This is a genomic window from Pseudomonas sp. HAR-UPW-AIA-41 (assembly GCF_002304225.1).
Taxonomy (GTDB): Bacteria; Pseudomonadota; Gammaproteobacteria; order Pseudomonadales; family Pseudomonadaceae; genus Aquipseudomonas.
This window is the reverse complement of sequence record NZ_NSLB01000002.1, coordinates 344,037-368,585: the sequence shown is the minus strand read 5'-3', so window position 1 is coordinate 368,585 and position 24,549 is coordinate 344,037. Positions and strand designations below refer to the sequence as shown.

The 24,549-nt window shown below is 63.6% G+C and carries 27 protein-coding genes; 7 read left to right on the top strand and 20 right to left on the bottom strand.

Annotation, left to right across the window (positions count from 1 at the left end; all coding sequences use genetic code 11):
- The 3 genes from CK486_RS05980 to CK486_RS05970 all read right to left on the bottom strand — a co-directional run bounded on the left by CK486_RS05980 (position 1) and on the right by CK486_RS05970 (position 3,018).
- Positions 1 to 1,101 carry a polyamine ABC transporter substrate-binding protein gene (locus tag CK486_RS05980; RefSeq protein ID WP_095939369.1) on the bottom strand — a complete coding sequence of 367 codons (1,101 nt, stop codon included), beginning with the start codon at positions 1,099 to 1,101 and terminating at the stop codon, positions 1 to 3.
- A 134-nt stretch (positions 1,102 to 1,235) separates the two neighbouring features.
- A complete protein-coding gene (gene gap / locus CK486_RS05975) occupies positions 1,236 to 2,270 on the bottom strand; it encodes a type I glyceraldehyde-3-phosphate dehydrogenase (RefSeq protein ID WP_095939368.1) in 1,035 nt (344 codons plus the stop codon).
- A gap of 70 nt (positions 2,271 to 2,340) precedes the next feature.
- On the bottom strand, positions 2,341 to 3,018 hold the full coding sequence (locus tag CK486_RS05970) for a COG3650 family protein (protein ID WP_095939367.1): 678 nt from the start codon (positions 3,016 to 3,018) through the stop codon (positions 2,341 to 2,343).
- 108 nt (positions 3,019 to 3,126) lie between these two features.
- On the opposite strand from CK486_RS05970, the gene CK486_RS05965 reads away from it, so the two are divergent.
- Positions 3,127 to 3,447 carry a DUF5629 family protein gene (locus tag CK486_RS05965; protein WP_095939366.1) on the top strand — a complete coding sequence of 107 codons (321 nt, stop codon included), beginning with the start codon at positions 3,127 to 3,129 and terminating at the stop codon, positions 3,445 to 3,447.
- A gap of 6 nt (positions 3,448 to 3,453) precedes the next feature.
- Here CK486_RS05965 and CK486_RS05960 read toward each other — a convergent pair whose 3' ends face one another.
- From CK486_RS05960 to CK486_RS05925, 8 genes are read right to left on the bottom strand one after another with little or no spacing between them, the layout of a single operon-like run.
- Positions 3,454 to 4,215 carry an ABC transporter permease gene (locus CK486_RS05960; RefSeq protein WP_095939365.1) on the bottom strand — a complete coding sequence of 254 codons (762 nt, stop codon included), beginning with the start codon at positions 4,213 to 4,215 and terminating at the stop codon, positions 3,454 to 3,456.
- Positions 4,212 to 5,138, bottom strand: a complete 927-nt coding sequence (locus tag CK486_RS05955; RefSeq protein WP_095939364.1) for an ABC transporter ATP-binding protein — start codon at positions 5,136 to 5,138, stop codon at positions 4,212 to 4,214. Before CK486_RS05955 ends, CK486_RS05960 begins: the two co-directional genes overlap by 4 nt.
- Before the next feature lie 57 nt (positions 5,139 to 5,195).
- Positions 5,196 to 5,849, bottom strand: a complete 654-nt coding sequence (locus CK486_RS05950; protein WP_095939363.1) for an HAD family phosphatase — start codon at positions 5,847 to 5,849, stop codon at positions 5,196 to 5,198.
- Positions 5,849 to 6,838: an ABC transporter ATP-binding protein gene (locus tag CK486_RS05945; protein ID WP_095939362.1), complete on the bottom strand. Its 990-nt coding sequence runs from the start codon at positions 6,836 to 6,838 to the stop codon at positions 5,849 to 5,851. The genes CK486_RS05950 and CK486_RS05945 overlap by 1 nt, the downstream gene beginning before the upstream one ends.
- The gene (locus CK486_RS05940; protein ID WP_095939361.1) at positions 6,835 to 7,620 is read right to left on the bottom strand and encodes an ABC transporter permease; all 786 of its coding nucleotides are present in this window, start codon (positions 7,618 to 7,620) and stop codon (positions 6,835 to 6,837) included. The genes CK486_RS05945 and CK486_RS05940 overlap by 4 nt, the downstream gene beginning before the upstream one ends.
- Positions 7,607 to 8,452: an ABC transporter permease subunit gene (locus CK486_RS05935; protein ID WP_176481657.1), complete on the bottom strand. Its 846-nt coding sequence runs from the start codon at positions 8,450 to 8,452 to the stop codon at positions 7,607 to 7,609. Before CK486_RS05935 ends, CK486_RS05940 begins: the two co-directional genes overlap by 14 nt.
- Complete coding sequence (locus CK486_RS05930; RefSeq protein ID WP_095939360.1) at positions 8,449 to 9,255, bottom strand: alkaline phosphatase family protein; 807 nt, start codon at positions 9,253 to 9,255, stop codon at positions 8,449 to 8,451. The genes CK486_RS05935 and CK486_RS05930 overlap by 4 nt, the downstream gene beginning before the upstream one ends.
- A gap of 48 nt (positions 9,256 to 9,303) precedes the next feature.
- Complete coding sequence (locus CK486_RS05925; protein WP_095939359.1) at positions 9,304 to 10,356, bottom strand: ABC transporter substrate-binding protein; 1,053 nt, start codon at positions 10,354 to 10,356, stop codon at positions 9,304 to 9,306.
- A 307-nt stretch (positions 10,357 to 10,663) separates the two neighbouring features.
- Here CK486_RS05925 and CK486_RS05920 point away from each other — a divergent pair, with 307 nt between their 5' ends.
- Positions 10,664 to 11,380: a UTRA domain-containing protein gene (locus tag CK486_RS05920; protein WP_095939358.1), complete on the top strand. Its 717-nt coding sequence runs from the start codon at positions 10,664 to 10,666 to the stop codon at positions 11,378 to 11,380.
- 61 nt (positions 11,381 to 11,441) lie between these two features.
- Here CK486_RS05920 and CK486_RS05915 read toward each other — a convergent pair whose 3' ends face one another.
- The 5 genes from CK486_RS05915 to minC form a co-directional block, all read right to left on the bottom strand.
- Positions 11,442 to 12,731, bottom strand: a complete 1,290-nt coding sequence (locus tag CK486_RS05915; protein ID WP_095939357.1) for a M18 family aminopeptidase — start codon at positions 12,729 to 12,731, stop codon at positions 11,442 to 11,444.
- A 76-nt stretch (positions 12,732 to 12,807) separates the two neighbouring features.
- Positions 12,808 to 13,443 (bottom strand): RluA family pseudouridine synthase, encoded by a 636-nt coding sequence (locus tag CK486_RS05910; protein WP_095939356.1) that lies wholly within the window; start codon positions 13,441 to 13,443, stop codon positions 12,808 to 12,810.
- Between the two features lie 56 nt (positions 13,444 to 13,499).
- Entirely contained in the window at positions 13,500 to 13,754 is a 255-nt protein-coding gene (gene minE / locus CK486_RS05905) for a cell division topological specificity factor MinE (protein ID WP_095939355.1), read from the bottom strand.
- Positions 13,754 to 14,566, bottom strand: coding sequence for a septum site-determining protein MinD (gene minD / locus CK486_RS05900; RefSeq protein WP_095939354.1), 813 nt, complete (start codon positions 14,564 to 14,566; stop codon positions 13,754 to 13,756). The genes minE and minD overlap by 1 nt, the downstream gene beginning before the upstream one ends.
- A 365-nt stretch (positions 14,567 to 14,931) precedes the next feature.
- Positions 14,932 to 15,690 carry a septum site-determining protein MinC gene (gene minC, locus CK486_RS05895; protein WP_095939353.1) on the bottom strand — a complete coding sequence of 253 codons (759 nt, stop codon included), beginning with the start codon at positions 15,688 to 15,690 and terminating at the stop codon, positions 14,932 to 14,934.
- 101 nt (positions 15,691 to 15,791) lie between these two features.
- On the opposite strand from minC, the gene CK486_RS05890 reads away from it, so the two are divergent.
- Positions 15,792 to 16,718: a lipid A biosynthesis lauroyl acyltransferase gene (locus CK486_RS05890; protein ID WP_095939615.1), complete on the top strand. Its 927-nt coding sequence runs from the start codon at positions 15,792 to 15,794 to the stop codon at positions 16,716 to 16,718.
- A 58-nt stretch (positions 16,719 to 16,776) separates the two neighbouring features.
- Positions 16,777 to 18,033: a patatin-like phospholipase family protein gene (locus tag CK486_RS05885; protein ID WP_095939352.1), complete on the top strand. Its 1,257-nt coding sequence runs from the start codon at positions 16,777 to 16,779 to the stop codon at positions 18,031 to 18,033.
- Position 18,034: 1 nt separating this feature from the next.
- Here CK486_RS05885 and CK486_RS05880 read toward each other — a convergent pair whose 3' ends face one another.
- Both CK486_RS05880 and CK486_RS05875 read right to left on the bottom strand, forming a co-directional pair.
- Positions 18,035 to 18,799 carry a VacJ family lipoprotein gene (locus tag CK486_RS05880; RefSeq protein WP_095939351.1) on the bottom strand — a complete coding sequence of 255 codons (765 nt, stop codon included), beginning with the start codon at positions 18,797 to 18,799 and terminating at the stop codon, positions 18,035 to 18,037.
- Positions 18,792 to 20,090, bottom strand: a complete 1,299-nt coding sequence (locus tag CK486_RS05875; protein WP_095939350.1) for a serine/threonine protein kinase — start codon at positions 20,088 to 20,090, stop codon at positions 18,792 to 18,794. Before CK486_RS05875 ends, CK486_RS05880 begins: the two co-directional genes overlap by 8 nt.
- A gap of 164 nt (positions 20,091 to 20,254) precedes the next feature.
- On the opposite strand from CK486_RS05875, the gene CK486_RS05870 reads away from it, so the two are divergent.
- Positions 20,255 to 20,611: a hypothetical protein gene (locus CK486_RS05870; RefSeq protein ID WP_095939349.1), complete on the top strand. Its 357-nt coding sequence runs from the start codon at positions 20,255 to 20,257 to the stop codon at positions 20,609 to 20,611.
- On the opposite strand, the gene CK486_RS05865 is transcribed toward CK486_RS05870, so the two are convergent.
- Together CK486_RS05865 and metR are read right to left on the bottom strand one after the other, a co-directional pair.
- Entirely contained in the window at positions 20,612 to 21,370 is a 759-nt protein-coding gene (locus CK486_RS05865) for a hypothetical protein (protein ID WP_095939348.1), read from the bottom strand.
- A 23-nt stretch (positions 21,371 to 21,393) separates the two neighbouring features.
- Complete coding sequence (metR, locus tag CK486_RS05860) at positions 21,394 to 22,314, bottom strand: transcriptional regulator MetR (RefSeq protein WP_095939347.1); 921 nt, start codon at positions 22,312 to 22,314, stop codon at positions 21,394 to 21,396.
- Positions 22,315 to 22,450: 136 nt separating this feature from the next.
- Here metR and CK486_RS05855 point away from each other — a divergent pair, with 136 nt between their 5' ends.
- Positions 22,451 to 23,338, top strand: coding sequence for a LysR substrate-binding domain-containing protein (locus tag CK486_RS05855; RefSeq protein WP_076584454.1), 888 nt, complete (start codon positions 22,451 to 22,453; stop codon positions 23,336 to 23,338).
- Positions 23,339 to 23,435: 97 nt separating this feature from the next.
- A complete protein-coding gene (gene aguA, locus CK486_RS05850; protein WP_095939346.1) occupies positions 23,436 to 24,545 on the top strand; it encodes an agmatine deiminase in 1,110 nt (369 codons plus the stop codon).
- Positions 24,546 to 24,549 lie beyond the last annotated feature (4 nt).

Below are 24,549 nucleotides of genomic sequence, written 5' to 3'. Positions count from 1 at the left end.
TCAGTTGCCGCCTTTGACCTTGGTCCAAGCGCGGGTCATGGCGCGCAGGACTTTCTGTGGCAGTACATCGGATACCCACAGGGTCTTGAGCACTTCCTCGGAAGGGTAGACGCCGGGATTGTTGGTGATGGCTTCATCCACCAGCGATTTGGCGTCCTTGTTCGGGTTGGCGTAGGCCACGTAGTTGGAGATCGGTGCGATCACTTCCGGACGCAGGATGTAGTTGATGAAGGCCAGTGCAGCCTTGGGCTCCTTGGCATCGGCTGGGATGGCCATCATGTCGAACCACAGCATCGAGCCTTCTTTGGGGATGCTGTACTTGATCACCTGACCGTTACCGGCCTCATTGGCACGGGATGCCGCTTGCAAGACGTCGCCGGAGTAGCCGAGGGCTACGCAGATATCACCATTGGCCAGGTCGCTGATGTAGCGCGAGGAGTGGAAGTACTTGATGTACGGGCGCACGCTCTTGAGCTTTTCGGCGGCCTTGGTGTAATCCGCGGCATTGGTACTTTCGCCCGGCAGGCCCATGTAGTTGAGCACCAGCGGGAAAATCTCGTCGCCGGAGTCGAGCACGGCGATACCGCATTTGGCCAGCTTCTCGGCATATTTGGGTTCGAGAACCAGCTGCAGGGAGTCGACCGGAGCGTCCTCGCCCAGGATTTCCTTCACCTTCTTCTCGTTGTAGCCAATGCCATTGGTGCCCCACAGATAAGGCACGGCGTATTCGTTGCCCGGGTCTGCTTTCTGCAGTTGCTGCATCAGGATCGGGTCAAGATGGCTCATGTTTGGTAGCTGAGATTTGTCCAGCTTCTGGAAGGCACCGGCCTTGATCTGCTTGGACAGGAAATGCGCGGTGGGTACTACGATGTCGTAGCCGGAGCGGCCGGACAGCAGTTTGGCTTCCAGGGTCTCGTTACTGTCGAAGACGTCGTAGACCACCTTGATGCCGGTTTCTTTCTCGAAGTTGGCAATGGTGTCTTCGGCGATGTAGTCCGACCAGTTGTAGATACGCAAGGTGGTTTCGGCCAGGGCGCTGGTGCTGGCCAGTAGGCCACCAAGCGCCAGACTGACCAACGATTTTGCGAAGCGGAGACGCATGGGAAGAACCTCGGACTGTTGTTATTGATCTGTTGTCGAACGCGCCACCGGCAGTACGGGCGTGCGAAATGTCGTCCGATAGTGTTTGCTTTGCTTTACAAAAGCAACCAAAAAATTGTGACTTATGTCACGCTTTAGCCTGCGCCGCGGGGTGTGCTGTACTGCTGCTCCAGCGGGTGCAGCCAGGCCAGCAACACGTCAAGCATGCGGTTGGCAAAGGCCCACTCGTTGTCGTACCAGGCCAGTACCTTGACCAGACTACCCTGCACGCGGGTGTGGTTGAGATCGACCACGCAGGACACCGGGTAGCCATTGAAGTCGGCGGAGACCAGAGGCAGGTCATTGCACTCCATAACCCCCAGCGGCAACTGCCGAGCACCCTGCTGCAGGGCCTGATTGATGCTGGCCACGCTGCAGGCACGTTCGGCCTGGAAGCTGAGGTCGACCAGTGACACGTTGGGCGTGGGCACACGAACCGCCAGACCATCCAGGCGGCCGGCCAGCTCCGGCAGGACCAGACCGATGGCCTTGGCCGCCCCGGTGCTGGTGGGAATCATCGACAGGGCAGCGGCGCGGGCCCGGTAGAGATCGTCGTGCTCCTTGTCCAGCAGGTTCTGGTCGTTGGTATAGGCATGCACCGTAGTGACCAAGCCCTGACTAATGCCGACCGCTTCGTGCAGCACCTTGGCCAGTGGCGCCAGGCAGTTGGTGGTGCAGGAGGCGTTGGACACCAGTTGCTGGCTGCCCAGCAGCTCATGGTTGACGCCGTAGACCACGGTGAGATCGGCGCTGTCCAGCGGATGTGACAGCAGCACGCGCGGGGCGCCGGCAATCAGGTGCTGCTCGGCACTCTGGCGGCTTTTCAGCTTGCCCGAGCATTCCAGCACCACATCCACGCCCAGCTTGCCCCAGGGCAGTTTGACGGTGTCGCGCTGCTGAAACAGATGCACCGACTGGCCGTTGATCTGCAGGATGTCATCGCGCAGGTGGACGGTGTGCGGAAAGCGGCCGAAGGTGGAATCGAAGCGGGTCAGGTGGGCCAGGGTGGAGAAATCACCGAGGTCATTGATCGCTTCCAGATGCAGGCGCTGGTGCAGGCCGCGTTCGAACAGGGCGCGGACCACGGCCCGGCCGATACGGCCGTAACCGTTGATGGCAATACGCAACATGAGACTGCCTCGCTGAGGGGTTTACCTCAGCATAGGCAGTGTTGGCCAAACAAACGGGGTTGCCCGTGTCTTAGTCGCTTTGTGCGCCGCCATAGTAGGCGCAGCCGCGCATGACCTGGCCATTGAGGCGCAGTTCGGCGCTGAGGTGCTGCACGCTGCCGCTCATGCTGTCCTCGCAGCGTTGCGGGGCGACCCAGAGTTCCAGTTGCTGGCCGTTGGCCGCGCTGGAGAAATTGCGCCGGCCCTGCAGCAGGTCTTCTTCCAGATAGGGCAGGGCCAGGTCTTCCTGACCGGGGCGGCTGAGAATCAGCCCCTTGCTGGTGACGGCGATGCTCCAGTCCGGTTCATGACCGCTGGCCTGGACGCGTACACGCTTGTAGTTGGGGTCTTCGCAGCCAAGGCCTTCACCCTGCACCCGGTAGCGGCGAGTGATGTTGAACTGGCCGTTGACACCGGCCTCGGTGCTGCTGTCGAGCTGGCCCTTGAAGTCGCCATAGAGCCTGCTCTGGCCGTCGGCGGCCAGGCTGGCCAGATCCTTGAGGTTGTCCTGGCCTTCGCCATCGCTGAGCACAAAACGGCGCTGCTCCTGACACGGCCGCAGCAGCCAGCGGTCGCCCTGACGGCTGATTTCGCCCTGCAGACGTTGGCTGGGCTTTTTCACCGGGTCCTTGTATTCCAGATCGGCGAGGGTCTGGCAGCCGGCGAACAGCGGCAGGATCAGCAGCAGGGAAGAGCGAAGGTTGCGCATGCGGGGTCTCCAAAACAGTGGCGCCACGTTAGCCGCCCGGCGCGATCATCTCAAGCGCACCTGAGGAATGCTCTATCATGCGCGCCTTTCTTTTGCGGACATTCAGTCATGAGCCAAACCTCGACCACCCTGCGCAGCGTGCTGGAAAGCTGCGACATGCTGATTATCGACGACCTGCATGCCTGGCAGTTCACCCTCAAGGACACCGAGCCGGCCCTGCTCATCGAGTGCATGGATGGCCGCAGCCGGCGCGTGTGGAGCTTCACGGCCGAGGAGCTGGCCGCTGCCCGGCAGGACGGCGAGGACTGGCAACTGCGCAGTGCTCAGGGCGAGCATCGCCTGCAGTGTCTGGGCGCCATCTGTGCCGACAATGATGATGACCCGGACGACGAGCCCGGCGCCGAGAGCAGCGACGCCGAGCAGCTTTGAATCGCGTCAGTTCTTCAGCCGGTAGCCGCTGCGGAACATCCAGCTGACCACGCCCAGGCAGATGGCCAGGAAACCGGCCATCATCGCCAGACTGATGCCGACATCCACATCCGCCACGCCGAAGAAGCTCCAGCGGAAGGCGTTGATCAGGTACACCACCGGGTTGAACAGGGTGATGGTTTGCCACAGCGGCGGCAGCATGCTGATGGAGTAGAAGCTGCCGCCGAGGAAGGCCAGCGGCGTGACGATCAGCGCCGGCACCACCTGCAGCTTTTCCCAGCCGTCGGCCCAGATGCCGATAATGAAGCCGAACAGGCTGAAGCTGAACGCGGTGAGCAGCAGCAGGGCGAACATCCACAGCGGGTGGAGGATCTCGAAGTCGACGAACAGCCGTGCGGTGATCAGGATCACCAGACCGAGGATGATCGACTTGGTGGCGGCGGCGCCGACATAGCCGATGACGATCTCCAGTGGCGACACCGGCGCCGAGAGCAGCTCGTAGATGGTGCCCGAGTAGCGTGGCATGTAGATGCCGAAAGAGGCGTTGGAGATGCTCTCGGTGAGCAGGGCCAGCATGATCAGCCCGGGCACGATGAAGGCGCCGTAACTGACGCCGTGGACCTCGGTCATGCTCGAACCGATGGCCGAGCCGAACACCACGAAGTACAGCGAGGTGCTGATTACCGGCGTGGCGATGCTCTGCAGCAGCGTGCGCCAGGTGCGGGCCAGTTCGAACAGGTAGATGGCGCGGACGGCCTGCAGGTTCATGCGCGGTTCCTCACCAGATTGACGAAGATTTCCTCCAGCGAGCTCTCGCTGGATTTCAGGTCCTTGAACTCGATGCCGGCGCTTGCCAGCGCGGCGAGCAGTTCGGCAATGCCGGTCTGTTCCTGCTGGGCGTCGTAGGCGTAGCGCAGGGCGTGGCCGTCATCCAGCAGTTCCAGCTGATACGCCGCCAGGCTGGCGGGCACGGCGGCGAGGGGCTGCTTGAGCTGCAGCTGCAACTCCTTGCGCCCCAGACGCTGCATCAGGGTGTGTTTGTCCTCGACCAGAATCAGCTGGCCCTGACGGATCACCCCGATGCGGTCGGCCATCTCCTCGGCCTCCTCGATGTAGTGGGTGGTGAGGATGATGGTCACGCCGCGCTCGCGCAGGCGCCGCACCATGGCCCACATGTCGCGGCGCAGCTCGACATCCACGCCGGCGGTGGGTTCGTCGAGAAACAGGATGGAGGGCTCGTGGGACAGTGCCTTGGCGATCATCACCCGGCGCTTCATGCCGCCGGACAGCTCGATCAGCTTGGCGTCGCGCTTGTCCCACAGCGACAGGTCCTTGAGCAGTTGCTCCAGGTAGGCCGGGTTTGGCTTCTTGCCGAACAGGCCGCGGCTGAAACGCACGGTGGCCCAGACCGTTTCGAACACGTCGTTGACCAGTTCCTGCGGCACCAGACCGATTTCCGAGCGCGAGGCGCGGTAGTCGCGGACGATATCGTGGCCGGCGACCAGCACCTGGCCGCTGCCCGGATTGACGATGCCGCAGACGATGCTGATGAGGGTGGTCTTGCCGGCCCCGTTGGGGCCGAGCAGGGCGAAGATCTCGCCGCGGCGGATCTCCAGATTGATCTCACGCAGCGCGCTGTGACCCGACGCATAGGTCTTGCTCAACTGCTGGATGGAAATGACCGACTCCATGAGGGCTCCCTGTAGGTCGATGGCAGACGCGCAGGGTAGCAGGCAGCGGCAGGTGCGTCAGTGCCAGGCGAGAATGGGCCAGCCGTTCTCCTGTGCGTGGGCCCGCAGCGCCTCGTCGGGGTTGACCGCGCGGGGGTTGCTGACCTGCGACAGCAGCGGCAGGTCATTGCGCGAGTCGGAGTAGAAGAAGGCGCCTTCGAGGCTTTCAGCCTGCTCGCCGAGCCAGTGCTGCAGGCGGGTGACCTTGCCTTCACGGTACGTGAGCACACCGCAGGTCCTGCCGCTGTAACAGCCATGCTGCTGCTCCAGATCGATGGCCAGCACTTCACCGATGCCCAGACGTTCGGCGATGGCTTCGACCAGAAACACGGCGGAAGCGGAGATGACCAGAATGCGGTCGCCGGCAGCGCGGTGCTCGGCGATGCAGCGCATGGCATCACTGAAAATCAGCGGCTCGATGACGTCCTCAACGAAGGGGCCGACGACGTAAGCCACTTCTTCGGGCGTGCGGCCGACCAGAGGGGAAAGGGTGAACGCCATGTAATCCTCCATGGCCAGTTCGCCCCGGCCGTACAGCCTCATCAGCTCCTGCTCGCGGGCGAGGAAACTGTCACCGTCGACCCACTGCAGGTCCACCATGTGCTGCGCCCAGAGCGACGCACAGTCGCCGTCGATCAGGGTTTCATCGAGATCGAAAATTGCCAGGGCCATCAGGCCACCTCACGAATAGCGGTTGGATCAATGTTCAGGTTCACGGCACTGCCTGCCGGCAGCAGGTCGTCGGCTGAGCGGTTGAGGACATCCACCAGCAGATCGACGCCATGGGCCTGCACGCGGTAGCGGATCACGTTGCCCAGCAGGCTGTGACCCTGCACGATGCCGCGCAGCGAACCCTCTGCCTGCAGGCTGATGGCCTCCGGGCGAATAGCGATCTGCCGGGGTTGCGGGCGTTGCAGGAGGCGGCTGGCCTGCTCGGCATCGAGCAGGTTGTAGTTACCAATGAAACCGGCGGCAAAGGCGTTGGCAGGTTCGGTGTAGAGCATCTCGGCGCTGCCACTCTGCACGATCTGTCCGGCATTCATGAGGACAATGCGGTCAGAGAGGATCAGTGCTTCCTCCTGGTCGTGGGTCACGAAGAGGGTGGTCAGCCCCAGCTCCTGCTGAATGCTGCGAATCTGCTCGCGCAGGTGCTTGCGGATACGGGCGTCCAGCGCCGACAACGGCTCATCGAGCAGCAATAGTCGTGGCCGGGTGACCAGCGAGCGGGCCAGGGCGACGCGCTGGCACTGGCCACCGGAGAGCTGGTGCGGGTAGCGGTCGGCATGGGCGCTGAGTTCAACCAGGGCGAGGATGTCCTCCACGCGCTGGCGGCATTCGTCTCTGGCGACTTTCTGCATGCGCAGGCCGAAGGCGACGTTCTCCGCGACCGTCAGGTTGGGGAACAGTGCATAGCTCTGGAACACCATGCCGATGCCGCGCTTTTGCGGGGAAAGCGGCAGCAGATCCTGCCCGTCGAGGACAATCTGCCCTCCATCGACCGCTGTCAGGCCGGCGATGCAGCGCAGCAGCGTGGACTTGCCGCAGCCGGACGGGCCGAGCAGGGTGACGAATTCGCCCCGGTTGATTTCGCAGTTGATGTCACGGAATACCGGGGTGGCGGCGTACTGCTTGTGCAGACCGCGAATGCTCAGGTAACTCATGTCCGATCCTTGTTCAGGCGGCTGGCCGCCCAGGTGCAGAGTACGACGAAGCTGAAATACAAGATCACCAGCGCGCTGTTGAAGTGGCCGCTGCTGTTGCGCATGTTGTTGAGGTAGACCTGCAGAGTCTCAAAGCGGGTGCCCACCAGCAGGTTGGCAAAGACAAACTCGCCGAACAGGAAGCTGAAGGACAGAAACAGCGAGACCATCAGGCCTTTGCGCAGGTTGGGCAGAATCACCTGCAGCGCGGCCTGCAGCGGGCTGGCACCGAGCAGTTGGGCGGCATCCATCAGGTCATGCAGGTGGATGGCCTGCAGGTTGTTGCTGATGGCACGGTAGATGAACGGCAGTGACAGGCTGAAATAGCAGCCGAGCAGAATCCACGGCGTGCCGACCATGGCCAGCGGCCCCGAGCCATAGAGCTGCAACAAGCCGACCGAGGACACCACCGGTGGCACGGCAAACGGCAGCAGAATCAGCAGATTCATCAGACCGTCCAGGCGCGGGAAGTGGTAATGCACCACGAACAGCAGCGGCAGAATCAGCAGCACCGCCAGCAACAAGGCACCGGCGCATACCAGCAGGGATTGCGCAAAGGCGGTGAGAAAGCGCGCATCACTCCACAGCGCGCCATACCACTTGAGGGTCAGGCCGCTGGGCAGGATGGTGGCAGACCAACTGGTGGCCAGCGAATAGAGCAGGGTGCCCAGCAGTGGCAGCAGGAGAATCAACAGCAGCAGCCAGACCACGCTGCGGTGGTAGAGCTGATTAGCGCGCGACATGGTAGCTCCTCCTCAGCAGCCACTGGTGAACTAGGGTGATCAGCGCCATGAGCCCGACCAGCAGCATGGACAGGGCGCTGGCCAGGTTGGGGTCCAGGTTGATGTCGCCCGAGACCAGTGCGGCAATACGGATAGGCAGCACGTTGAAGTTGCCGGTGGTCAGGGCATACACCGTGGCGTAGGCGCCCAGTGCGTTGGCCAGCAGGATGACAAAGGTGCCGAGCAGGGCAGGGGTCAGCACCGGCAGAGCGATATGACGCCAGTACTGCCAGCGGTTGGCGCCGAGCAGGGTGGCGGACTCCTGCCAGTCCTGGCGCAGCGCATCGAAGGCCGGGTAGAGGAGGAGTACGCCCAGCGGAATCTGGAAGTAGGTGTACAGCAGGATCAGGCCGTTGCGCGAATAGAGGTTGAAATCCTCGATCAGTCCCGCCTGTTTCAGCAGCAGGGTCAGCGCGCCGTTGAAGCCCAGCAGGATGATGAAGGCGAACGCCAGCGGCACCCCGGCAAAGTTGCTGCTCATGTTGGCAAAGGCCATCACCAGATCGCGCAGGCGGCTGTCGATCTGACGCAATGAGTAACTGCCGAAGAGGGCAATCAGCAGGCCCAGCACGCTGGAGTAAAAGGCAATTTCCAGACTGTGCTGCACCGCCTGCAGGTAAAAGCGCGAGGCGAACAGTTTGCTGAAGTTGCCCAGTCCCCAGCCGTCCGGAGTGATCAGGCTGTGCACCGCTACCCAGAGCAGCGGCGCGATCTGGAAGGCAGTAAAAAACACCGCAAAGGGCACGAGGCACAGCAGGGCCAGCCATTTGCCACGGGGCAGACGCCGGCTCATGCGAGCAGCTCCGCGCAGCGCGGTTTGTCATGGGCCAGGCCCAGCAGGCTGCAGAGGGTGCCGCACAGTTCGGTCTGCTTCGGCCGGGCATCGGGGTTCAGGCTGAAGGCTGAGCCAATCACGAACAGGGGAACCTCACGTTCCTCGGGCAACAGGCCGTTGTGCGAGCGGTCGTTATTCATGCCGTGGTCGGCCGTCACCATCACCTGATAGCCGGCATCCAGCCAGGCCTGCAGGTAATCGGCCAGCAGAATGTCGGCACTGCGGGCGCTGTTGCGGTATTGCGCCGAGTCGGCACCGTGGCGGTGGCCGGCATCATCGATATTCATCGGGTGTACCAGCAGAAAATCGGGCTGGTGACGCAGGCGCAGGCTCTCGGCATCCACGAACAGGTGGGAGTCCGGATAGTGGTCGGCGTAGTAGAAGTGCCCGTGCTGGATCGGCAGGCTCGGGTCGCTGGTATGGCGGTCGCGCACGGCGACAAAGGGCGAGCGGTTATACAGCTCACTGATCCAGTGGTAGGCCGCCGCCGCGGTGGTCAGGCCAGCCTCGCGGGCGAGGTGAAACAGGCTCTGCTGATTCGACAGGCGCACGACCTGATTGTGCACCACGCCACTTTCGATGGGCGCGCTGCCGGTCAGCAGGCACTCGTAGAGCGGGCGTGACAGGGCCGGCAGTTCACAATCCAGCTTGTACAGCTGCGCGCGGCCGGCGGCCCGGTAGGCCTGCAAATGGCCCAGGGCATGTTCGGCGACCTGATAGTTCAGGCCGTCGAGAATCACCAGAATGACTTTGTGGGGCATGACAGCATTCCTGCAGGAAATGGGGCCGGCTGGCCGGCCCCGTTTCGCTTACTGCATTTCGATGATGACGTGTTCCTGCCAGAGCTGAGGCAGTGCCTTGGCCGTGGCCTCCCAGGCGGCGCCGTCTTTGACCGGCTGGACCTTGGCATATTGCTCCTGCGGCAGCAGCTTGGCCTGCACATCGGCTGGCAGCTTCAGGAACTCGGCACGTATCGGGCGGGCGTTACCCTTGGCCAGATTGATCTGGCCGGCATCGGAGAGGATGTATTCACGCGCCAGTTTGGCCGCGTTGGGGTTTTTCGCGTACTTGTTGATGATGGTGGTGTAACCGGAGATCACCGAGCCATCGGAGGGGATCAGTACTTCGAAGCGGCTCGGGTCGATCTGGTCCCGGTAAGACAGGCCGTTGAAGTCCCAGACGATACCGACTTCCACTTCACCCTTCTCCAGGGTCTGGATGGTCGGGTTCGACAGACCGAGACGGTTCTGCTTGGCCAGGGTGGCGAAGAAGTCCAGAGCCGGCTGGATGTTGTGCTCGTTGCCGCCGTTGGCGATGGCGGCAGCGAGGACACCATTGGTGGCTTGGGCGGCGGTGCTGACATCGCCGATGGTGACTTTGTAGCTGCCGTTTTTCAGGTCGGCCCAGGAGCGCGGAATATCCTTGACCAGCGTCTTGTTCACGATAAAGGCGATGGAGCCGGTGTAGGCCAGCATCCAGTGACCGTCGGCATCCTTGGCCCAGGCCGGGATCTGCTCCCACGTGCTCGGTTTGAAGGCCTGGGTGACGCCCTGCTGCACCGCAATAGGGCCGAATGCGGCGCCGACATCACCGATATCCGCCGTGGCGTTGTCCTTTTCGGCGGCGAATTTGGCGATTTCCTGAGCCGAACTCATGTCGGTATCCATGTGCTTGAGGCCGTAAAGCTTTTGCAGATCAGCCCAGGTGTCCTTCCAGTTGGCCCAGCTGTCCGGCATGCCGACGCTGTTGACAGCGCCTTCGGCGCGGGCGGCCTTTTCGAGTGCCTGAATATCCACAGTTGAAGCCTGGACGTTGAGTGCCAGTGTCGAGCCCAGCAGTGAAGCCAGCAGCAAGCGTTTCATGTGTGAGTCCTTTTCAGGTGGTTTGGTCTAGATCAGCAAGACGCGAGCCAATCTAACCATGGCAGGTGACGTTTTTATTGCAGCGTCGAACTGTCTCTGCAGTTCTCCTGTGCCCCCAATCATTCCTGCAGCCCCGTGTGGCTGTTTTTCAAAGCGCCGTGCGGAAGATCTGCAGAAGGGGTGGCGACTTCATGGTAAGAAATCGCTACTGTCTGGCGGCAGTCATAAACTGCGCAGAAATCAGTCACAAATTCGGCCATTTGGGCGTTTATGCTTTTATGGTCTAGTCCAATATGGAGCTGTATCCATGCGCGAAGAAGCGCCCCGCACCGTGACCGCCATCTGCCGTGCTCTGCAGGAGCAGATCGAGCATGGCCTGCTGCCTCAGGGGGGGAAGTTGCCGGCCGAACGCCAGCTGGCGGAGGTGTTCGATACCACCCGCATCACGCTGCGTGAGGCGCTGGGGCAGATGGAGGCCCAGGGCCTGATCTATCGCGAGGACCGCCGTGGCTGGTTCGTTTCGCCGCCGCGGATCGCCTACAACCCGCTGGTACGCAGCCATTTTCACGCCATGGTCGGTGAGCAGGGGCGGGTTCCGGAGACGGAGGTGCTGAGTGCGCGTATCGTGCCGACGCCGGCTGAGATGTGTGCGCGCCTTGAGTTGCCGGCCTTGTCCAGCGTGATCCAGATTCGCCGGGCGCGGCGCATCGACGGGCGCCTGGTGCTGTATGTCGAGCATTACCTCAATCCGCAGGTGTTCCCCGGTATTCTGGATTTCGACCTGACCCGCTCCCTGACTGATCTGTATGCCAGTGAATACGACATTCGCTATGGTCGGGTGGCTTTCGACATGGTGCCCACCGCCCTGCCGGCGGAAGCGGCCAGCATCCTCAAGGTCACCGCCGGCAGCCCGGCACTGCTGATCACACGGGTCAACCGCGATCAGCATGGGCGGGTGATCGACTGTGACGTGGAGTACTGGCGGCATGACGCCATTCACGTCAGCGTGGAAGTGCCGGACTGACAGGTCCTCAGGCAGCAAAAAGCCGGGCATGCCCGGCTTTTTCATGCGCCGCTGAAAGGCCTTACGGCAGATCGGCGCTGTTGTAGAACGCGCGCAGCACGGTGACCAGGTGCGCCAGGTCGTGACTGCCAGCCAGTTCGCGGATCGAGTGCATGGCGAAGGTTGGCAGGCCGATGTCGACGGTGCGCACGCCCAGCTGGCTGGCGGTGATCGGGCCGATGGTCGAACCACAGCCCATGTCGCTGCGGGTCACGAAGCTCTGCACCGGTACTTCGTTCTCCAGGCACAGGTGGCGGAAGAAACCGGCGGTTTCGCTGTTGGTGGCGTAGCGCTGGTTGTTGTTGATCTTGATCACCGGGCCGGCGTTGAGCTTGGGGCCGTGGTTGGCGTCGTGCTTGTCGGCGTAGTTGGGGTGCACGCCGTGGGCATTGTCGGCCGACACCAGCAGCGAGCGCTGGAGGATGCGCACCACGGCATCGCCTTCGGGCAGCAGGCGGCGCAATACCTGCTCCAGGAACGGGCCGTCGGCGCCGCAGGCCGAGCAGGAGCCGACTTCCTCGTGGTCGGTGCACACCAGAACACCGCTTTCCTCGTCGCTGGAGTCGAGCAGGGCCTGCAGGCCGGCGTAGCAGGACAGCAGGTTGTCCAGACGGGCGCCGGCAATGAAGTCGCGGTTGAGGCCGATCACGGCCGCGCTCTGAGTGTCGTAGAACGACAGTTCGTAATCGAGGATGGCATCGGCGGCCAGGTCGTGCTCGCGGGCCAGTTGGTCGGCCAGCAGAGCGCGGAAGTCGGCTGCACTCGGGTCGCTCAGTTGGGCGAGTATCGGTGGCAGTTCGTTCTGTGCGTTGATCACCCAGCCCTGGTTGGCCTCGCGGTTGAGGTGGATGGCCAGGTTGGGAATGACCGCCAGCGGTGCCTGGAAGTCGATCAGAGCGCTTTCCACCTTGCCGGCGGTGCGGTAGGTGACGCGTCCGGCCAGCGACAGATCGCGGTCGAACCATGGCGCGTACAGGGCGCCGCCATAGACCTCCACGCCCAGCTGCCAGAAGCCCTGGCGGGTTAGTTCCGGGTTGGGTTTGACGCGCAGGCAGGGGCTGTCGGTGTGGGCGCCGACCAGCCGCAGGCCGCCTTCGAGCAGAGGCCGCTTGCCGAGCTTGATGGCGATGATCGAGGAGTCGTTGCGGGTGACGTAGTAACGCCCGTGCGGCTGCACCGGCCAGGCGTCGCGCTCGTCGAGGCGCTTGTAACCGGCCGCTTCCAGGCGTTGAGCCAGGCTTGCGGTGGCGTGGAAGGGTGTAGGCGAGGCCTTGAGGAAATCGATCAGGCCCTGATTCAGCTCTTCGCGCATAACGGACTCCAGACGGGATGGGCGCAGTGTAAAGGATTTGCCCGGCCCGGCGGAGTCATGAAGGCTCAGCCAGTCCTCAGAACGGTGCGGGGCTCTCGAAGCGCATCCGCTCGCCGGTTTGCGGGTGGGTCAGGCTGAGCATGCTGGCGTGCAGGCACAGGCGTGGCCAGGCGGCCAGAGCCTGTTCGTGGGCGTACAGACCGTCGCCGAGCAGCGGGTGGCCGATCGACAGCATATGTACGCGCAGCTGGTGCGAGCGGCCGGTAATGGGCGTCAGCTCGACGCGGCAGTAGTCACCGCAGCGCTCCAGTACACGCCAGTAGGTCAGCGCATGCTTGCCCAGTTCGTGATCGACCACATGCCGTGGCTTGGTGGGCGGGTCGTAGCGCAGCGGCAGGTTGATACTGCCGCTGTCGGCTTCTGGCTGGCCCCAGCACAGGGCGGTATAGGCCTTCTCGGTCTCGCGGTCGTGGAACTGCCGGGACAGCTCACGGTGGCTGTCGGCGTCGCGGGCCAGCACGATGATGCCGGACGTTTCCCAGTCCAGGCGGTGGACGATGCGGGCTTCCGGATAGCCGTTCTCCTGCAGGCGGGTCACCAGGCAGTCGCGGTTGTCTTCGGCGCGGCCGGGTACCGAGAGCAGCAGGGTGGGCTTGTTGATCACCAGCAGGGCGGCGTCCTGATGGATGATTTCGACATTCGACAGCGGCATGGGCGTTCCACAAATGACAACGGCGGCCTGGGCCGCCGTTGTGTGCGCGCAACCGATCAGCGATCGGGGAGCGTGATGTTGAGTTCCAGAATGGAGCAGCTGCCCTGATTCTCCAGCGCTACCTGAACCTGGTTCTGGTCGATATTGACGTACTTGCGGATCACCTCGACCAGCTCTTTCTGCAGGGCCGGCAGATAGTCCGGCTGGCTGCGCTGGCCGCGCTCGTGGGCGACGATGATCGACAGACGCTCTTTCGCAATCGACGCAGGGGTTTCCTTCTTGCGCTCACGAAAGAAATCGAAAATGTTCATTAGCGCGCTCCAAACAGGCGTTGCATGAGTCCTTTCTTCTGCACATCGAGGAATCGATGCGGTACATCCTTGCCCAGCAGGCGGTCAACGGCATCGCCGTAGGCCTGGCCGGCATCGCTTTGTTCGTCGAGGATCACCGGTACGCCCTGGTTGGAGGCTTTCAGTACGGCCTGGGACTCCGGGATCACGCCGAGCAGGTTGATGGCGAGGATTTCCTCGACGTCTTCCACACCGAGCATTTCGCCCTTGGTCACGCGCTCCGGGTTGTAGCGGGTCAGCAGCAGGCGTTCCTTGATCGGCTCCAGGCCCTGTTCGGCGCGGCGGGACTTGCTGGCCAGCAGGCCGAGCATGCGGTCGGAGTCGCGGACCGAGGACACTTCCGGGTTGGTCACGACAATGGCTTCGTCGGCGAAGTACATGGCCATGTGCGCACCGGTCTCGATGCCGGCCGGGGAGTCGCAGATGACGTATTCGAAGTTTTGCGCCAGTTCGTCGATGACCTTGCCGACGCCTTCCTTGGTCAGGGCCTCTTTGTCACGGGTCTGGCTGGCGGCCAGCACGTAGAGGTTTTCCAGACGCTTGTCCTTGATCAGGGCCTGGCTGAGGGTGGCCTCGCCATTGATCACGTTGACGAAGTCGTACACCACGCGGCGCTCGCAGCCCATGATCAGGTCGAGGTTACGCAGGCCGACGTCGAAGTCGACGATGACGGTCTTGTGCCCGCGCAGGGCGAGGCCGGTGCCGATGGCGGCGCTGGTGGTGGTTTTGCCCACGCCACCCTTGCCGGAAGTGACTACGAGGATCTTGGCCAAGGTGATTCACCCCAAATATATGAAAAAGCGGGAAAACCGGCGCCAGTACCCTGGCTTCCGAATGCCCTTTGGTCCTTGGGGGCTGTTCCCACTTCGTTCGCGAGCCGCGTTACTGCGCAAAATCGCGCCAGGCTAGGCGTGGAACGCCGGCAATGGTGATCCCTTGGCAAGTTCCGCAACGACGCATGGCGCGATTTTGTGCGTAACCCGGAGGGACGGGCCCGCTTTTGCGCGGAACGTTGTTGCTCGACAGCTCATTTGGACGACCAAACTTCGTGTCTCGCGCCTAGCTCCGCGCAAAAGCGGGTGCCGTCGCGGCCGTGAACGAAGTGGGAACAGTCCCCTGAATTGCGCCGCAGTATCCGTTAAAGGCGGGTGATGTTCAACACATCTCCCGACAAGCTGACATGCACGCTGCGTCCCCATTGCGGATCGCGGCGCAGGTCTTCGGCGACCTTGTAAATACCGGCGATGGAGAGCATCTCTGCGCCCATCTGCTGGCAGAAAATCTGTGCGCTGGTGTCGCCCTTGACGCCTGCCAGGGCTCTGCCGCGCATGGGGCCGTAGACATGGATGTTGCCGTCGGCCAGCAGTTCGGCGCCGGCACTGACCGGGCCGAGTACCACCAGATCGCCATCGGCGGCGTAGATCTGCTGGCCGCCGCGGATCGGGTGATTGATGACCTTGGTTGGCTTGCGCTCGGGTTCTTTGGGTTTTTCCAGCTCGGCAGGGGCCGCAGGTTCTGCCGCAGCCTGGCGCGCTTCGACCAGTTCGATCAGTTTTTCCCGCGCCCCGGACGGCGGCAGCACTGGTAGGTCGAGAGCGCTGGCGGCGGCGATGTCTTCCTCGCGCCCTGCGCGCAGGGCCAGGGTGCGCAGGCCATGCTTGCCGCACAGTTGCATCAGGGCGGCCAGGTCGATCTGACCTTCGGCTTCGGGCAGCTTGTCCACGGCGATGATCAGCGGGATGTTCTCGAAGAAGGCCGGGGCTTGCGCGACCTTTTCTTCAAGTTGGCGATCCAGGCGAGCCAGGTCGTTGTGGCTGAGCTCGAGAATGGTGGTGGCCAGCATGCTGCCCTTGAGCAGGAATACGGGGTCTTGGTCGAGAAGGTCTGGCTGGCTCATGGATCGCCCATCGGTACAAATGGCCACGACTTATAACCAGAAGCCCTGCCTGTCGCAAGCCATGTAGAATGCGCGCCTTTGTCGTCTTTTCGGATTTCGTGATGGATCGTCCGGCTTTTCGTATCTATTTCCTGCATCCGCGCTTCTGGCCGCTGTGGCTGGGCATGGGGCTGCTCTGGCTGGTGGTGCAGTTGCCGTATCGCTGGCTGGTGGTGCTGGGGCGGGGACTGGGCGGACTGATGTACCACCTGGCGGGCTCGCGCCGGCGTATTGCCGCACGCAACCTGGAACTGTGTTTTCCTGAACTCTCGGTCGGCGAGCGCCAGCGTCTGCTGCGTGAGAATTTTGCTTCCACAGGGATGACCTTCTTCGAGATGGCCATCAGCTGGTGGTGGCCGGTGGAACGGCTCAAGCGCCTGGGGACGGTCGAGGGGCTGGAGCATCTGCGTCAGGCCGAGGCCGATGGTCAGGGGGTGATTCTCATGGCCTTGCACTTCACCACCCTGGAAATGGGGGGCGCGCTTCTGTGCATGCAGCAGGATATGTATGGCATGTACCGCGCGCACAAGAATCCATTGTTTGATTTCATCCAGCGTCATGGCCGTGAACAGCGTCTGCTCGGGGCGATCGAGCGCGATGATGTACGCGGCATGCTCAAGGTCCTGCGCGCGGGTGGCGTGGTCTGGTATGCCCCGGATCAGGACTATGGCGCTCAGCGCAGTCTGTTCGTGCCGCTGTTTGGCGTGCAGGCGGCGACTGTTACCGCAACCAGCAAATTTGCCCGCCTCGGTCGTGCGCGGGTGGTGCCCTTCACCCAGACGCGCCTGGCCGATGGCTCCGGCTATAAGGTCACCGTGCACCCGGCTCTGGCTGACTTCCCGGGAGACAGCGAGGAAGCCGACTGCCTGCGCATCAATCAGTGGATTGAGCAGGCAATCCGCCAGCAGCCCGAGCAGTACCTGTGGGCACACCGGCGCTTCAAAACGCGCCCGGCCGGTGAGCCGAAGTTGTACCGCAAGAAAGGCTAGGGCGGCGGCCTCAGGGCGCTTGGCTATACTCGCTGCATAGTTCAAGGAAGTGCCCGACGTGACAGACAGCCCCAGCCAAGGTCGTTCGATAACCGGCCTCATCCTCTCCGGCGGCGGTGCCCGCGCCGCCTATCAGGTTGGCGTGCTTTCGGCGATTGCCGACTTGCTGCCGGATGCCGCGCATAACCCCTTTCCGGTCATCGTTGGCACCTCGGCCGGCGCGATCAATGCCGTGGGGCTGGCCTGCGGAGCCCTGCATTTCACCGAGGCGATTCACCGCCTGACCCAGGTCTGGCAGGGCTTTCATACGCACAATGTGTACCGTAGCGACTGGGCTGGTGTGCTGCAGCAGAGTGCGCGATTTGTCGGCCACAGCCTGCTGGGTCTGGGCGGCGACGTGCCGGTCGCACTGCTGGATAACGCGCCACTGCGGGACTTGCTCAGCCGCGAACTGGATTTCTCCGGGATTGCCGCTGCCGTGGCGCGACGTCGGTTGCGGGCGGTGGCGGTAACGGCCTTTGGTTACGAATCGGGGCAGGCGGTGACTTTCTATCAGGGGCGAGCGGCTATCGATCCCTGGTTCCGTCATCGCCGTGTCGGGGTGCCGACTCGTCTGAGTCTTGAGCACCTGATGGCCAGCGCGGCCATTCCGCTGATTTTCCCGCCGGTGCGGGTCAATCGCGAGTATTTCGGTGATGGTGCGGTTCGCCAGTCGGCGCCGATCAGTCCGGCGCTGCATCTGGGCGCGAGCCGCGTGCTGGTCGTGGGGGTGAGCAACAACGCACGGACCACTGCCGAAGCGACTCCGCGCAATCAGACCGGCAAGCCGCCGACTCTGGCGCAGATCAGCGGGCATATGCTCAACAGCACCTTCATCGACAATCTGGAAAGCGATATCGAACTGCTCGAGCGGATCAACCATCTGGGCCGGCTGGTGCCGCCGGATGCCCGCAGCAAGGGGTTGGGCAGCAAGCCGGTGGACGTGCTGGTGATCTCGCCGAGCCGGCCTCTGGATCAGATTGCCGCCCGCCATCGGCGTGAGCTGCCCAAAGCCCTGCGCCTGTTCCTGCGTGGGCCGGGGGCGACCCGGGCCAGTGGTGCCGGGGTGCTCAGTTACCTGCTGTTCGAACCCGGCTACTGCAATGAGCTGATCGAGCTGGGTTATCAGGACGCCATGGCGCAGAAGGAAGAACTGTGCCGCTTCCTCGGCCTGCAACAGATGCCCGCGCCGGTGATCAATCTGGGCGTGGAAACGCGTGTTGCCGAGGCTTCTCAGCAGAGTGTGGCCGAGGCCATGAGCCCCGGCGCTCGCTGAGTCATTCGGCGATCTGCAGGTCACGTGCCTTGCTGTAGACGTAGCGCAGCTTCACGTACTCGAACGGGCTGTTCAGCTGGCCGTAGCGCAGGGGTGTGCTGTAGCGCTTGTCGATGGCGCGCAGCAGCGTGACCTCGGGGTGATCGCTGCTGACCTCGGCCACATTGAGGAAATTCACCTGGCTTTCGGCCGCGAAATCCACCACCAGACCGCCGGTGTCGCGCAGGTTGGACGGCCCCAGTAGCGGCAGCATGACGAACGGACCGTCGGGTACGCCATAGAAGCCGAGGGTCTGGCCGAAATCCTCGCTCTGCTTGGCCAGGCCCATGCGGCTGGCCGGGTCCCACAGGCCGAAAACGCCCACTGTCGTGTTGAACAGCAGGCGCCCGGTAATCTCCATCGAGCGCTGCCCTTTGAGCTGCAACAGACTGTTGAGCAGGTTGGGGATGTCGCCGAGATTGCTGAAGAAGTTGCTCACGCCACTGCGCACAAAACCGGGGGTGACCTTCTCATAGCCGCGCACCACCGGCAGCATGACCCACTGATCGGCGCGGTAGTTGAAGTGGTACACGCGCCGGTTCCACGACTCCCACGGGTCGTAGATATCCAGGGCATCCAGGGTCGAGCGCTCGAACTCGCGCTGGTCCAGCGCCGGGTTGATCTTCAGGTGTTCCAGTGGCCGGGTGTAGCCGTCGGCGTCGGCGCCATGCTCGGCCTGAGCCAGGGGAGCGGTCAGGAGCAGGGCAAGGAAAAGGTACTTAGCCACGGAAGAACTCCAGCATTGCTTGGCTGTTGTCGCGGTAGTCCATATTGCCGCAGTGGCCGCCGCGCGGATAAAGGGTCAGGCGCTCGCCGAAGGTGCGCCTGAGGAAACCGAGGTCGCCGGGGCCGAGGATCAGGTCATCGGCGTTGTGCATCACGGCGATTTTCGGTGACTGGCGCAGGTAGTCCTCCAGTGCATACAGGCTGGTTTGCTGGATCAGCATCTGCAGGCCGCTGCCCTCGTATTTCTTACGCCAGAACGGGATCAGTTGCTCGGTCATGTAGCAGTCGAAGTCGCACAGCAGGGCGCGTTTATAGAACGGGGTCAGGCTGGTGCCATCGTCGATCGGGTAGCGCGGCGGGGTGATGAAGCCGCGCTGGTTGATCAGGTCGGAGGTGAAGGCGATGTCCGAAGCGGTGAAGCGGAACGACGAGCCGATCAGCATGGCCATTTCTTCGTTGGACAGACGCTGCTTCGATTCCTGGAAGTCGTAGAGCAGGGCGTCATCCATCTGGATATGGCCCTTGTCTTGGAAGTAGTGGGTGAGCTTGCCCAGCAGCAACTCGAAGAAGCTGCCCTGATTGCGCACCGCCGGCACTTCACTCTGCACCAGTAGCTGCAGATTGCTCACGGAGGTGTAGAGGTTGACCGGTGGGTTGATCAGCAGCACGCGCTTGAAGTTGAACACACGCTCCTGTTCGTCGAGATGGCTGACGAACGCCGAGTTGAGGCCGCCCAGGCTGTAGCCGGTCAGGTAGAACTCGGTGATTTTCAGGTTCTCCTGTTGCTCGCGGATGGCGATCATGGCGCGATACAGGTCCTTGGCATCCTCCACGCTGAAACCCGGCGTGGCGTGGCGCGAGGCGGCGGCCATGAAGTCGTAACTGGTGGGTGAGGACAGTTGCACCACGTGGTAGCCGGCGCCGTAGTACAGGCGCTTGAGGAACTCCATCTTGCCGCCGCTGTAATGCCCGCCGGTGCCGGCGATGATGAAGATCAGCGGTGCCGGGCCAGCCTGACGGGCCAAACGGTAGCTCAGGCGTTTGACCGGCCAGAAGTTGGACGGCAGCCTGGCTTCGCGCTTGGGCAGCAGGTTGAGGCTGTAGTCGCCCTGATCGATCTCGTCGTCGGATGGCAGTGTTGGGCGCAGTTCCGCCGGGGTGCCGGCAATGGTGGCCTCGAACGGGTTACTGATGGGAAAGCCATAGCTGGCCGGCACCGTGCTGTTGGCCACGGCCGTCAGGCTCAGGCAACTGGTGAAAGCCAGGGCTGCCAGGCGCAGGAAAATGGGCATGCTGATCCTCCGTGATGGATGGATGCAGTGGACCCGCTCCGCTGGTTTGGCGCAAGTGGGTGGTGGCTTTTTTAACGCGCATCAGCGGTTTGCAGTGGCGTGGTCGCCCGGTATCCTTGGCGCCCGTTGAATTGTGCCCGCCGACATACGTCTGGAGTTACCGCATGACCCGCCGTTCCGCCCTGCTTCTCCTGCTCCTCGTGCCCCTGTGGCTGGCTGCCAGCTATGGCGTGCGCTTTGCCCTGATGGAGGATGCCAAGTGGGTCGGGCTGTGCGTGGAGCAGGCCGGACTCTGGCAGTGCGAGGTTCGTAGTGCGCTGGGCCTGCTGATTCACTTCCGGGTGATTGCCGGCGCTGCGCTGCTGGCCGCCCTTGTTGCCTTCTTCCTGCCGCGTGCGGCCGGCTGGTGGCTGGCCGTGCTGGGTCTGTTTCTCGCTCTGCCGGCGCTGGTGCTGTACAGCGCCAGCCTGGCGGTCTTTGCAGTGGTGTTGTCGGGCCTGCGTCTGGTGCGCAAAGCCTGATCAGCGATCGCGAATTTCCGACTGGCGCAGCAGTAGCGGGTTCAGCCCCGCTTCGTGCAGTCGCTGGCTGACCTGTTCGGCATAGCCGGGGTCGGCGAAGGGTGAAACGTACACCTGCTGGATCAGCCGCGGCAGATCGATCCGCACGTTGCGACCCTGACTGGCATCGAAGGGTGCGTGCTGGCCTTTGGGGCGGTTGTCCTGGCCATCGAGGATGAACAGGCGCAGTTCCTTTTCGAAATCGTAGAACGGCTTCTTGGTGGTGATCACCGCCAGGCGTTCCGCCTGCGCCACGGTCAGATGCCGCCGGTATTGCACTTTGGCCAGGTAGAAATCCTGCGGGTAGTCATCGCCACCCTGCAGCAGGGCGCGGCGCAGGCTGCTGACCGTACTGCGGATGGCCACGCCGTTGCGCTCGCCGCCCAGGTAGATCTTCCACAATGCGTAGGATTCGTGGGCACTGAGCGACCAGCAATTGACCAGTACCTGCTCCTTGAGCGGGTTGCACTCCCAGTGAAAGGCCGCCAGCGCGGTCTCCAGACTCTGCCCCTGGAGGCCGCTGGCGGCCAGTTCATCGCGCTTGGCTTTTAGCGTGCTGGCCGGGATCGATACTTCGTACTGGTCGGACAGGCGGCTGGCATTGGGGAAGAACAGGGCGCGGTCCAGCAGCAGTTTCTCCAGCTTCCATTGCGCCATGTAGCGCCACACGGCGGCGTTGCCGTGGGGGATTTCCAGCTGCGGGTCTTGCAATGCTTTCATACTGCATCCTTGCAGGGAAAGGCTCAGCTGCGCGCGGCGCTGACGCCTTCGAGGGTGGCGAACGAGGTGTCCTTGGCGGTGAGCAGAAAGTCGCGCATGAACGGCGCATCCAGCATGTCGGCGCGGATACCGGCATACAGGGTAGCGAACAGGCCCTTGTCGCCCAGGCGTTTGGCGGTCACGTAGCCGCGCGAGCTGTACTCATGCAGCGCCCAGTTGGGCAGGCCGCAGACGCCCCGGCCGCTGGCCACCAGCTGCATCATCATCACCGTCAGTTCCGAGGTGCGCACCTGCGCCGGTTCGACGTCGGCCGGTTCAAGGAAGCGGGTGAAGATATCCAGCCGGTCTCGCTCCACCGGATAGGTGATGAGGATTTCCCGCGCCAGGTCTTCCGGCATCACGTAGGGCTTGCCCGCCAGCGGATGCTGGTTGGCCACCGCCAGCATGGCCTCGTAGGTGAACAGGGGGACGTAGGTGATGCCAGGCATGTCCACCGGGTCGGAGGTGACCACCAGATCCAGGTCGCCACGGGCCAGCGCCGGCAGCGGGGCGAAGGAGAAGCCAGAGGCCAGGTCCAGCTCCACCTCCGGCCAGGCATCGCGGAACTGGTCGATGGTCGGCATCAGCCACTGGAAACAGCTGTGGCACTCGATGGCCATGTGCAGGCGGCCGGCCGTGCCGCCGGCCAGCCGGGCCAGGTCGCGTTCGGCGGCGCGCAGCTGCGGCAGCAGGCTGTCGGCCAGTTGCAGCAGGCGCAGGCCGGCGCTGGTGAAGCGCACCGGCTTGGTCTTGCGGATGAACAGCGACAGACCCAGCTGGCTCTCCAGCTCCTTGAACTGGTGCGACAGCGCCGACTGGGTCAGGTGCAGGCGCTCGGCGGCTTCCACCAGGCTGTCGGCCTCGCGCAGGGCGTGCAGGGTTTTCAGATGGCGCAGTTCGAGCATGTCAGGCCTCGGTGAGTAAAACTTATGGTGTTTCACGATTCTGGTGAGTTTCCTTCAAGATGGCCGGGCTGTCGAGCGCTTGCCCGAAGCCCTGCTCTGGGCCAGCATGCGGGCCTGCCCGTTTCCGGAGTCGTCCATGCGCCGCCTGCCTTCGCTCACCGCCCTGCGCACCTTCGAGGCTGCCGCCCGCCACGCCCATTTCGGCCGTGCAGCGGCCGAGTTGTGTGTGACTGACAGTGCGGTCAGCCACCAGATCCGCCAGCTCGAGGAGCAGCTCGGTACGCCGCTGTTCGAGCGGGAGGGGCGGCAGGTGCGCCCGACGCCGGCCGCGCGGCGCCTGCTGCGCAGCCTGCAGCAGGCCTTCGAGCTGATCGGTGAGGCCTGCGACGAGCTGCGCGACCCCGGTTCCCAGGCCCAGCTGCGGATTGCGGTGACGGTGGAACTGGCGCAGAAATGGCTGATCGGCCGGCTGGCCGACTTCACCGAGCGTCACCCGCAGATCACCCTGCACCTGCATGAGCAGCCGCTGGAAGCGGCGCTGCCGGGAGCTGAGATCGACCTGGCGATCACCTACGGCACCGGCCCCGAGGATGCCAGCGCCTACTTCGTGCGGCCGCTGCCGACCCTGCAGTTCTTTCCGGTGTGCAGCCCGGGGCTGTTCAACCAGCAGCCGCTCAAGCACCCGCGCGATCTGGCCCGCCACTGCCTGCTGCATGACGACCAGGACGGCAAGACCTGGACCGCCTGGCTGACCACTCATGCCGGCGATATCCAGCCGGCGCGTCACCTGTACCTCGGCCACGCCGGGCTGACCATGGAAGCGGCGGCGCGCGGGCAGGGCGTGGCCATCGGCGACAACCTGACCAGCGCCGAGGATCTGGCCAGCGGCCGTCTGGTGCGTCCGTTTGCGGCACAGGTGGCCTCGCTCGGGCAGTACGCGCTGGTCTGCGAACGCCTGAGGCTGGACAAGCCGGCGGTGGCGCAGTTCATTGAATGGTTCACTGATCAGTTGGTTGATCTGTGAATTGAATTCAATGGTTCCGCGATAATGGTCATTGGTCGCGGACGCTCTGGCACGGGTACTGTCGGCTCATCCAACCGCCACCGATGAGTCCCCTGCAATGGCCCGTACCCTGACTTCCCTGCCCAAAGCCGACGGCTTCCGCCTGCCCGGCGAATTCGAACCCAAATCCCGCTGCTGGCTCGGCTGGCCGGAGCGCCCGGACGTCTGGCGCAACGGCGGCAAGCCGGCGCAGAAGGTCTGGGTCGAGATCGTCACCGCCATCGCCAGCAGCGAGCCGGTCACCGTCTGCGCCTCGGCCGCCCAGTACGCCAACGCCCGCCGTCAGTTGCCGGCCCATGTGCGGGTGGTGGAGATGACCTGCAACGACACCTGGCTCCGCGACAGCGGCCCGGCCTTTCTGCTCAACGACGCGACCGGCGAGGTGCGCGGCGTGGACTTCGAGTTCAACGCCTACGGCGGCCTCGATGGCGGCCTCTACTATCCCTGGGACAAGGACGACCAGATTGCTCAGAAGATCCTCGAGATCGAGGGCTTCGACCGCTACCGCGCGCCCTTCATTGCCGAGATGGGTGGCATCCAGAGCGACGGTCAGCGCACCCTCCTGACCACCGAGCAGTGCCTGCTCAACCGCAACCGCAATGCCCATCTGGGCAAGGACGAGATGACCCGCCGTTTGCAGGACTACCTGGGCGCCGAGCAGGTGATCTGGCTGCCGCGCGGCTGCAAGTTCGATGAAACCGACGGCCATATCGACGACCTGGCCTGCTTCGTCCGCCCCGGTGTGGTGGTGATGCAGTGGACCGACGACCGCAGCGATCCGCAGTGGGAAATCTATCAGGAGGCCTACGACATCCTGCGCAGCACCCGCGATGCCCAGGGCCGCGAGCTGCAGATCCACAAGCTGCCGCAGCCGCGCGTGCTGGAGTGGACGGCGGAAGAAGCCGAGGGCCTGGACCAGGACGACGCCACCCACACCCGTCAGGCCGGCACGCAGATCTGCGCGTCCTACATCAACTACTACGCCGGCAACTCGGCCATCGTCGTACCGCTGTTCAACGACCCGAATGACCGCATCGCCCAGGCGACGCTCGCCGAGCTGTTCCCCCAGCACCGCATTCTCGGTATCCAGAATTCGCGCGAGATCCTGCTCGGTGGCGGCAACGTTGCCTGCATCACCTCTCCGCAATACGCCGCGCCCAAGCGCTAGGAGG

Bases quoted from the DNA above. Each gene is read 5' to 3' on its own strand.
- CK486_RS05950 (WP_095939363.1), bottom strand. From the start codon at position 5,849: ATGGCCCTGGCAATTTTCGATCTCGATGAAACCCTGATCGACGGCGAC.
- CK486_RS05980 (WP_095939369.1), bottom strand. From the start codon at position 1,101: ATGCGTCTCCGCTTCGCAAAATCGTTGGTCAGTCTGGCGCTTGGTGGC.
- gap (WP_095939368.1), bottom strand. From the start codon at position 2,270: ATGTTGCGTATTGCCATCAACGGTTACGGCCGTATCGGCCGGGCCGTG.
- CK486_RS05925 (WP_095939359.1), bottom strand. From the start codon at position 10,356: ATGAAACGCTTGCTGCTGGCTTCACTGCTGGGCTCGACACTGGCACTC.
- CK486_RS05940 (WP_095939361.1), bottom strand. From the start codon at position 7,620: ATGTCGCGCGCTAATCAGCTCTACCACCGCAGCGTGGTCTGGCTGCTG.
- CK486_RS05870 (WP_095939349.1), top strand. From the start codon at position 20,255: ATGACCCGCCGTTCCGCCCTGCTTCTCCTGCTCCTCGTGCCCCTGTGG.
- CK486_RS05970 (WP_095939367.1), bottom strand. From the start codon at position 3,018: ATGCGCAACCTTCGCTCTTCCCTGCTGCTGATCCTGCCGCTGTTCGCC.
- minC (WP_095939353.1), bottom strand. From the start codon at position 15,690: ATGAGCCAGCCAGACCTTCTCGACCAAGACCCCGTATTCCTGCTCAAG.
- CK486_RS05890 (WP_095939615.1), top strand. From the start codon at position 15,792: ATGGATCGTCCGGCTTTTCGTATCTATTTCCTGCATCCGCGCTTCTGG.
- CK486_RS05875 (WP_095939350.1), bottom strand. From the start codon at position 20,090: ATGCCCATTTTCCTGCGCCTGGCAGCCCTGGCTTTCACCAGTTGCCTG.
- minE (WP_095939355.1), bottom strand. From the start codon at position 13,754: ATGAACATTTTCGATTTCTTTCGTGAGCGCAAGAAGGAAACCCCTGCG.
- CK486_RS05915 (WP_095939357.1), bottom strand. From the start codon at position 12,731: ATGCGCGAAGAGCTGAATCAGGGCCTGATCGATTTCCTCAAGGCCTCG.
- CK486_RS05955 (WP_095939364.1), bottom strand. From the start codon at position 5,138: ATGGAGTCGGTCATTTCCATCCAGCAGTTGAGCAAGACCTATGCGTCG.
- CK486_RS05855 (WP_076584454.1), top strand. From the start codon at position 22,451: ATGCGCCGCCTGCCTTCGCTCACCGCCCTGCGCACCTTCGAGGCTGCC.
- CK486_RS05960 (WP_095939365.1), bottom strand. From the start codon at position 4,215: ATGAACCTGCAGGCCGTCCGCGCCATCTACCTGTTCGAACTGGCCCGC.
- CK486_RS05945 (WP_095939362.1), bottom strand. From the start codon at position 6,838: ATGAGTTACCTGAGCATTCGCGGTCTGCACAAGCAGTACGCCGCCACC.
- CK486_RS05910 (WP_095939356.1), bottom strand. From the start codon at position 13,443: ATGCCGCTGTCGAATGTCGAAATCATCCATCAGGACGCCGCCCTGCTG.
- CK486_RS05865 (WP_095939348.1), bottom strand. From the start codon at position 21,370: ATGAAAGCATTGCAAGACCCGCAGCTGGAAATCCCCCACGGCAACGCC.
- CK486_RS05930 (WP_095939360.1), bottom strand. From the start codon at position 9,255: ATGCCCCACAAAGTCATTCTGGTGATTCTCGACGGCCTGAACTATCAG.
- metR (WP_095939347.1), bottom strand. From the start codon at position 22,314: ATGCTCGAACTGCGCCATCTGAAAACCCTGCACGCCCTGCGCGAGGCC.
- CK486_RS05935 (WP_176481657.1), bottom strand. From the start codon at position 8,452: ATGAGCCGGCGTCTGCCCCGTGGCAAATGGCTGGCCCTGCTGTGCCTC.
- aguA (WP_095939346.1), top strand. From the start codon at position 23,436: ATGGCCCGTACCCTGACTTCCCTGCCCAAAGCCGACGGCTTCCGCCTG.
- CK486_RS05965 (WP_095939366.1), top strand. From the start codon at position 3,127: ATGAGCCAAACCTCGACCACCCTGCGCAGCGTGCTGGAAAGCTGCGAC.
- CK486_RS05920 (WP_095939358.1), top strand. From the start codon at position 10,664: ATGCGCGAAGAAGCGCCCCGCACCGTGACCGCCATCTGCCGTGCTCTG.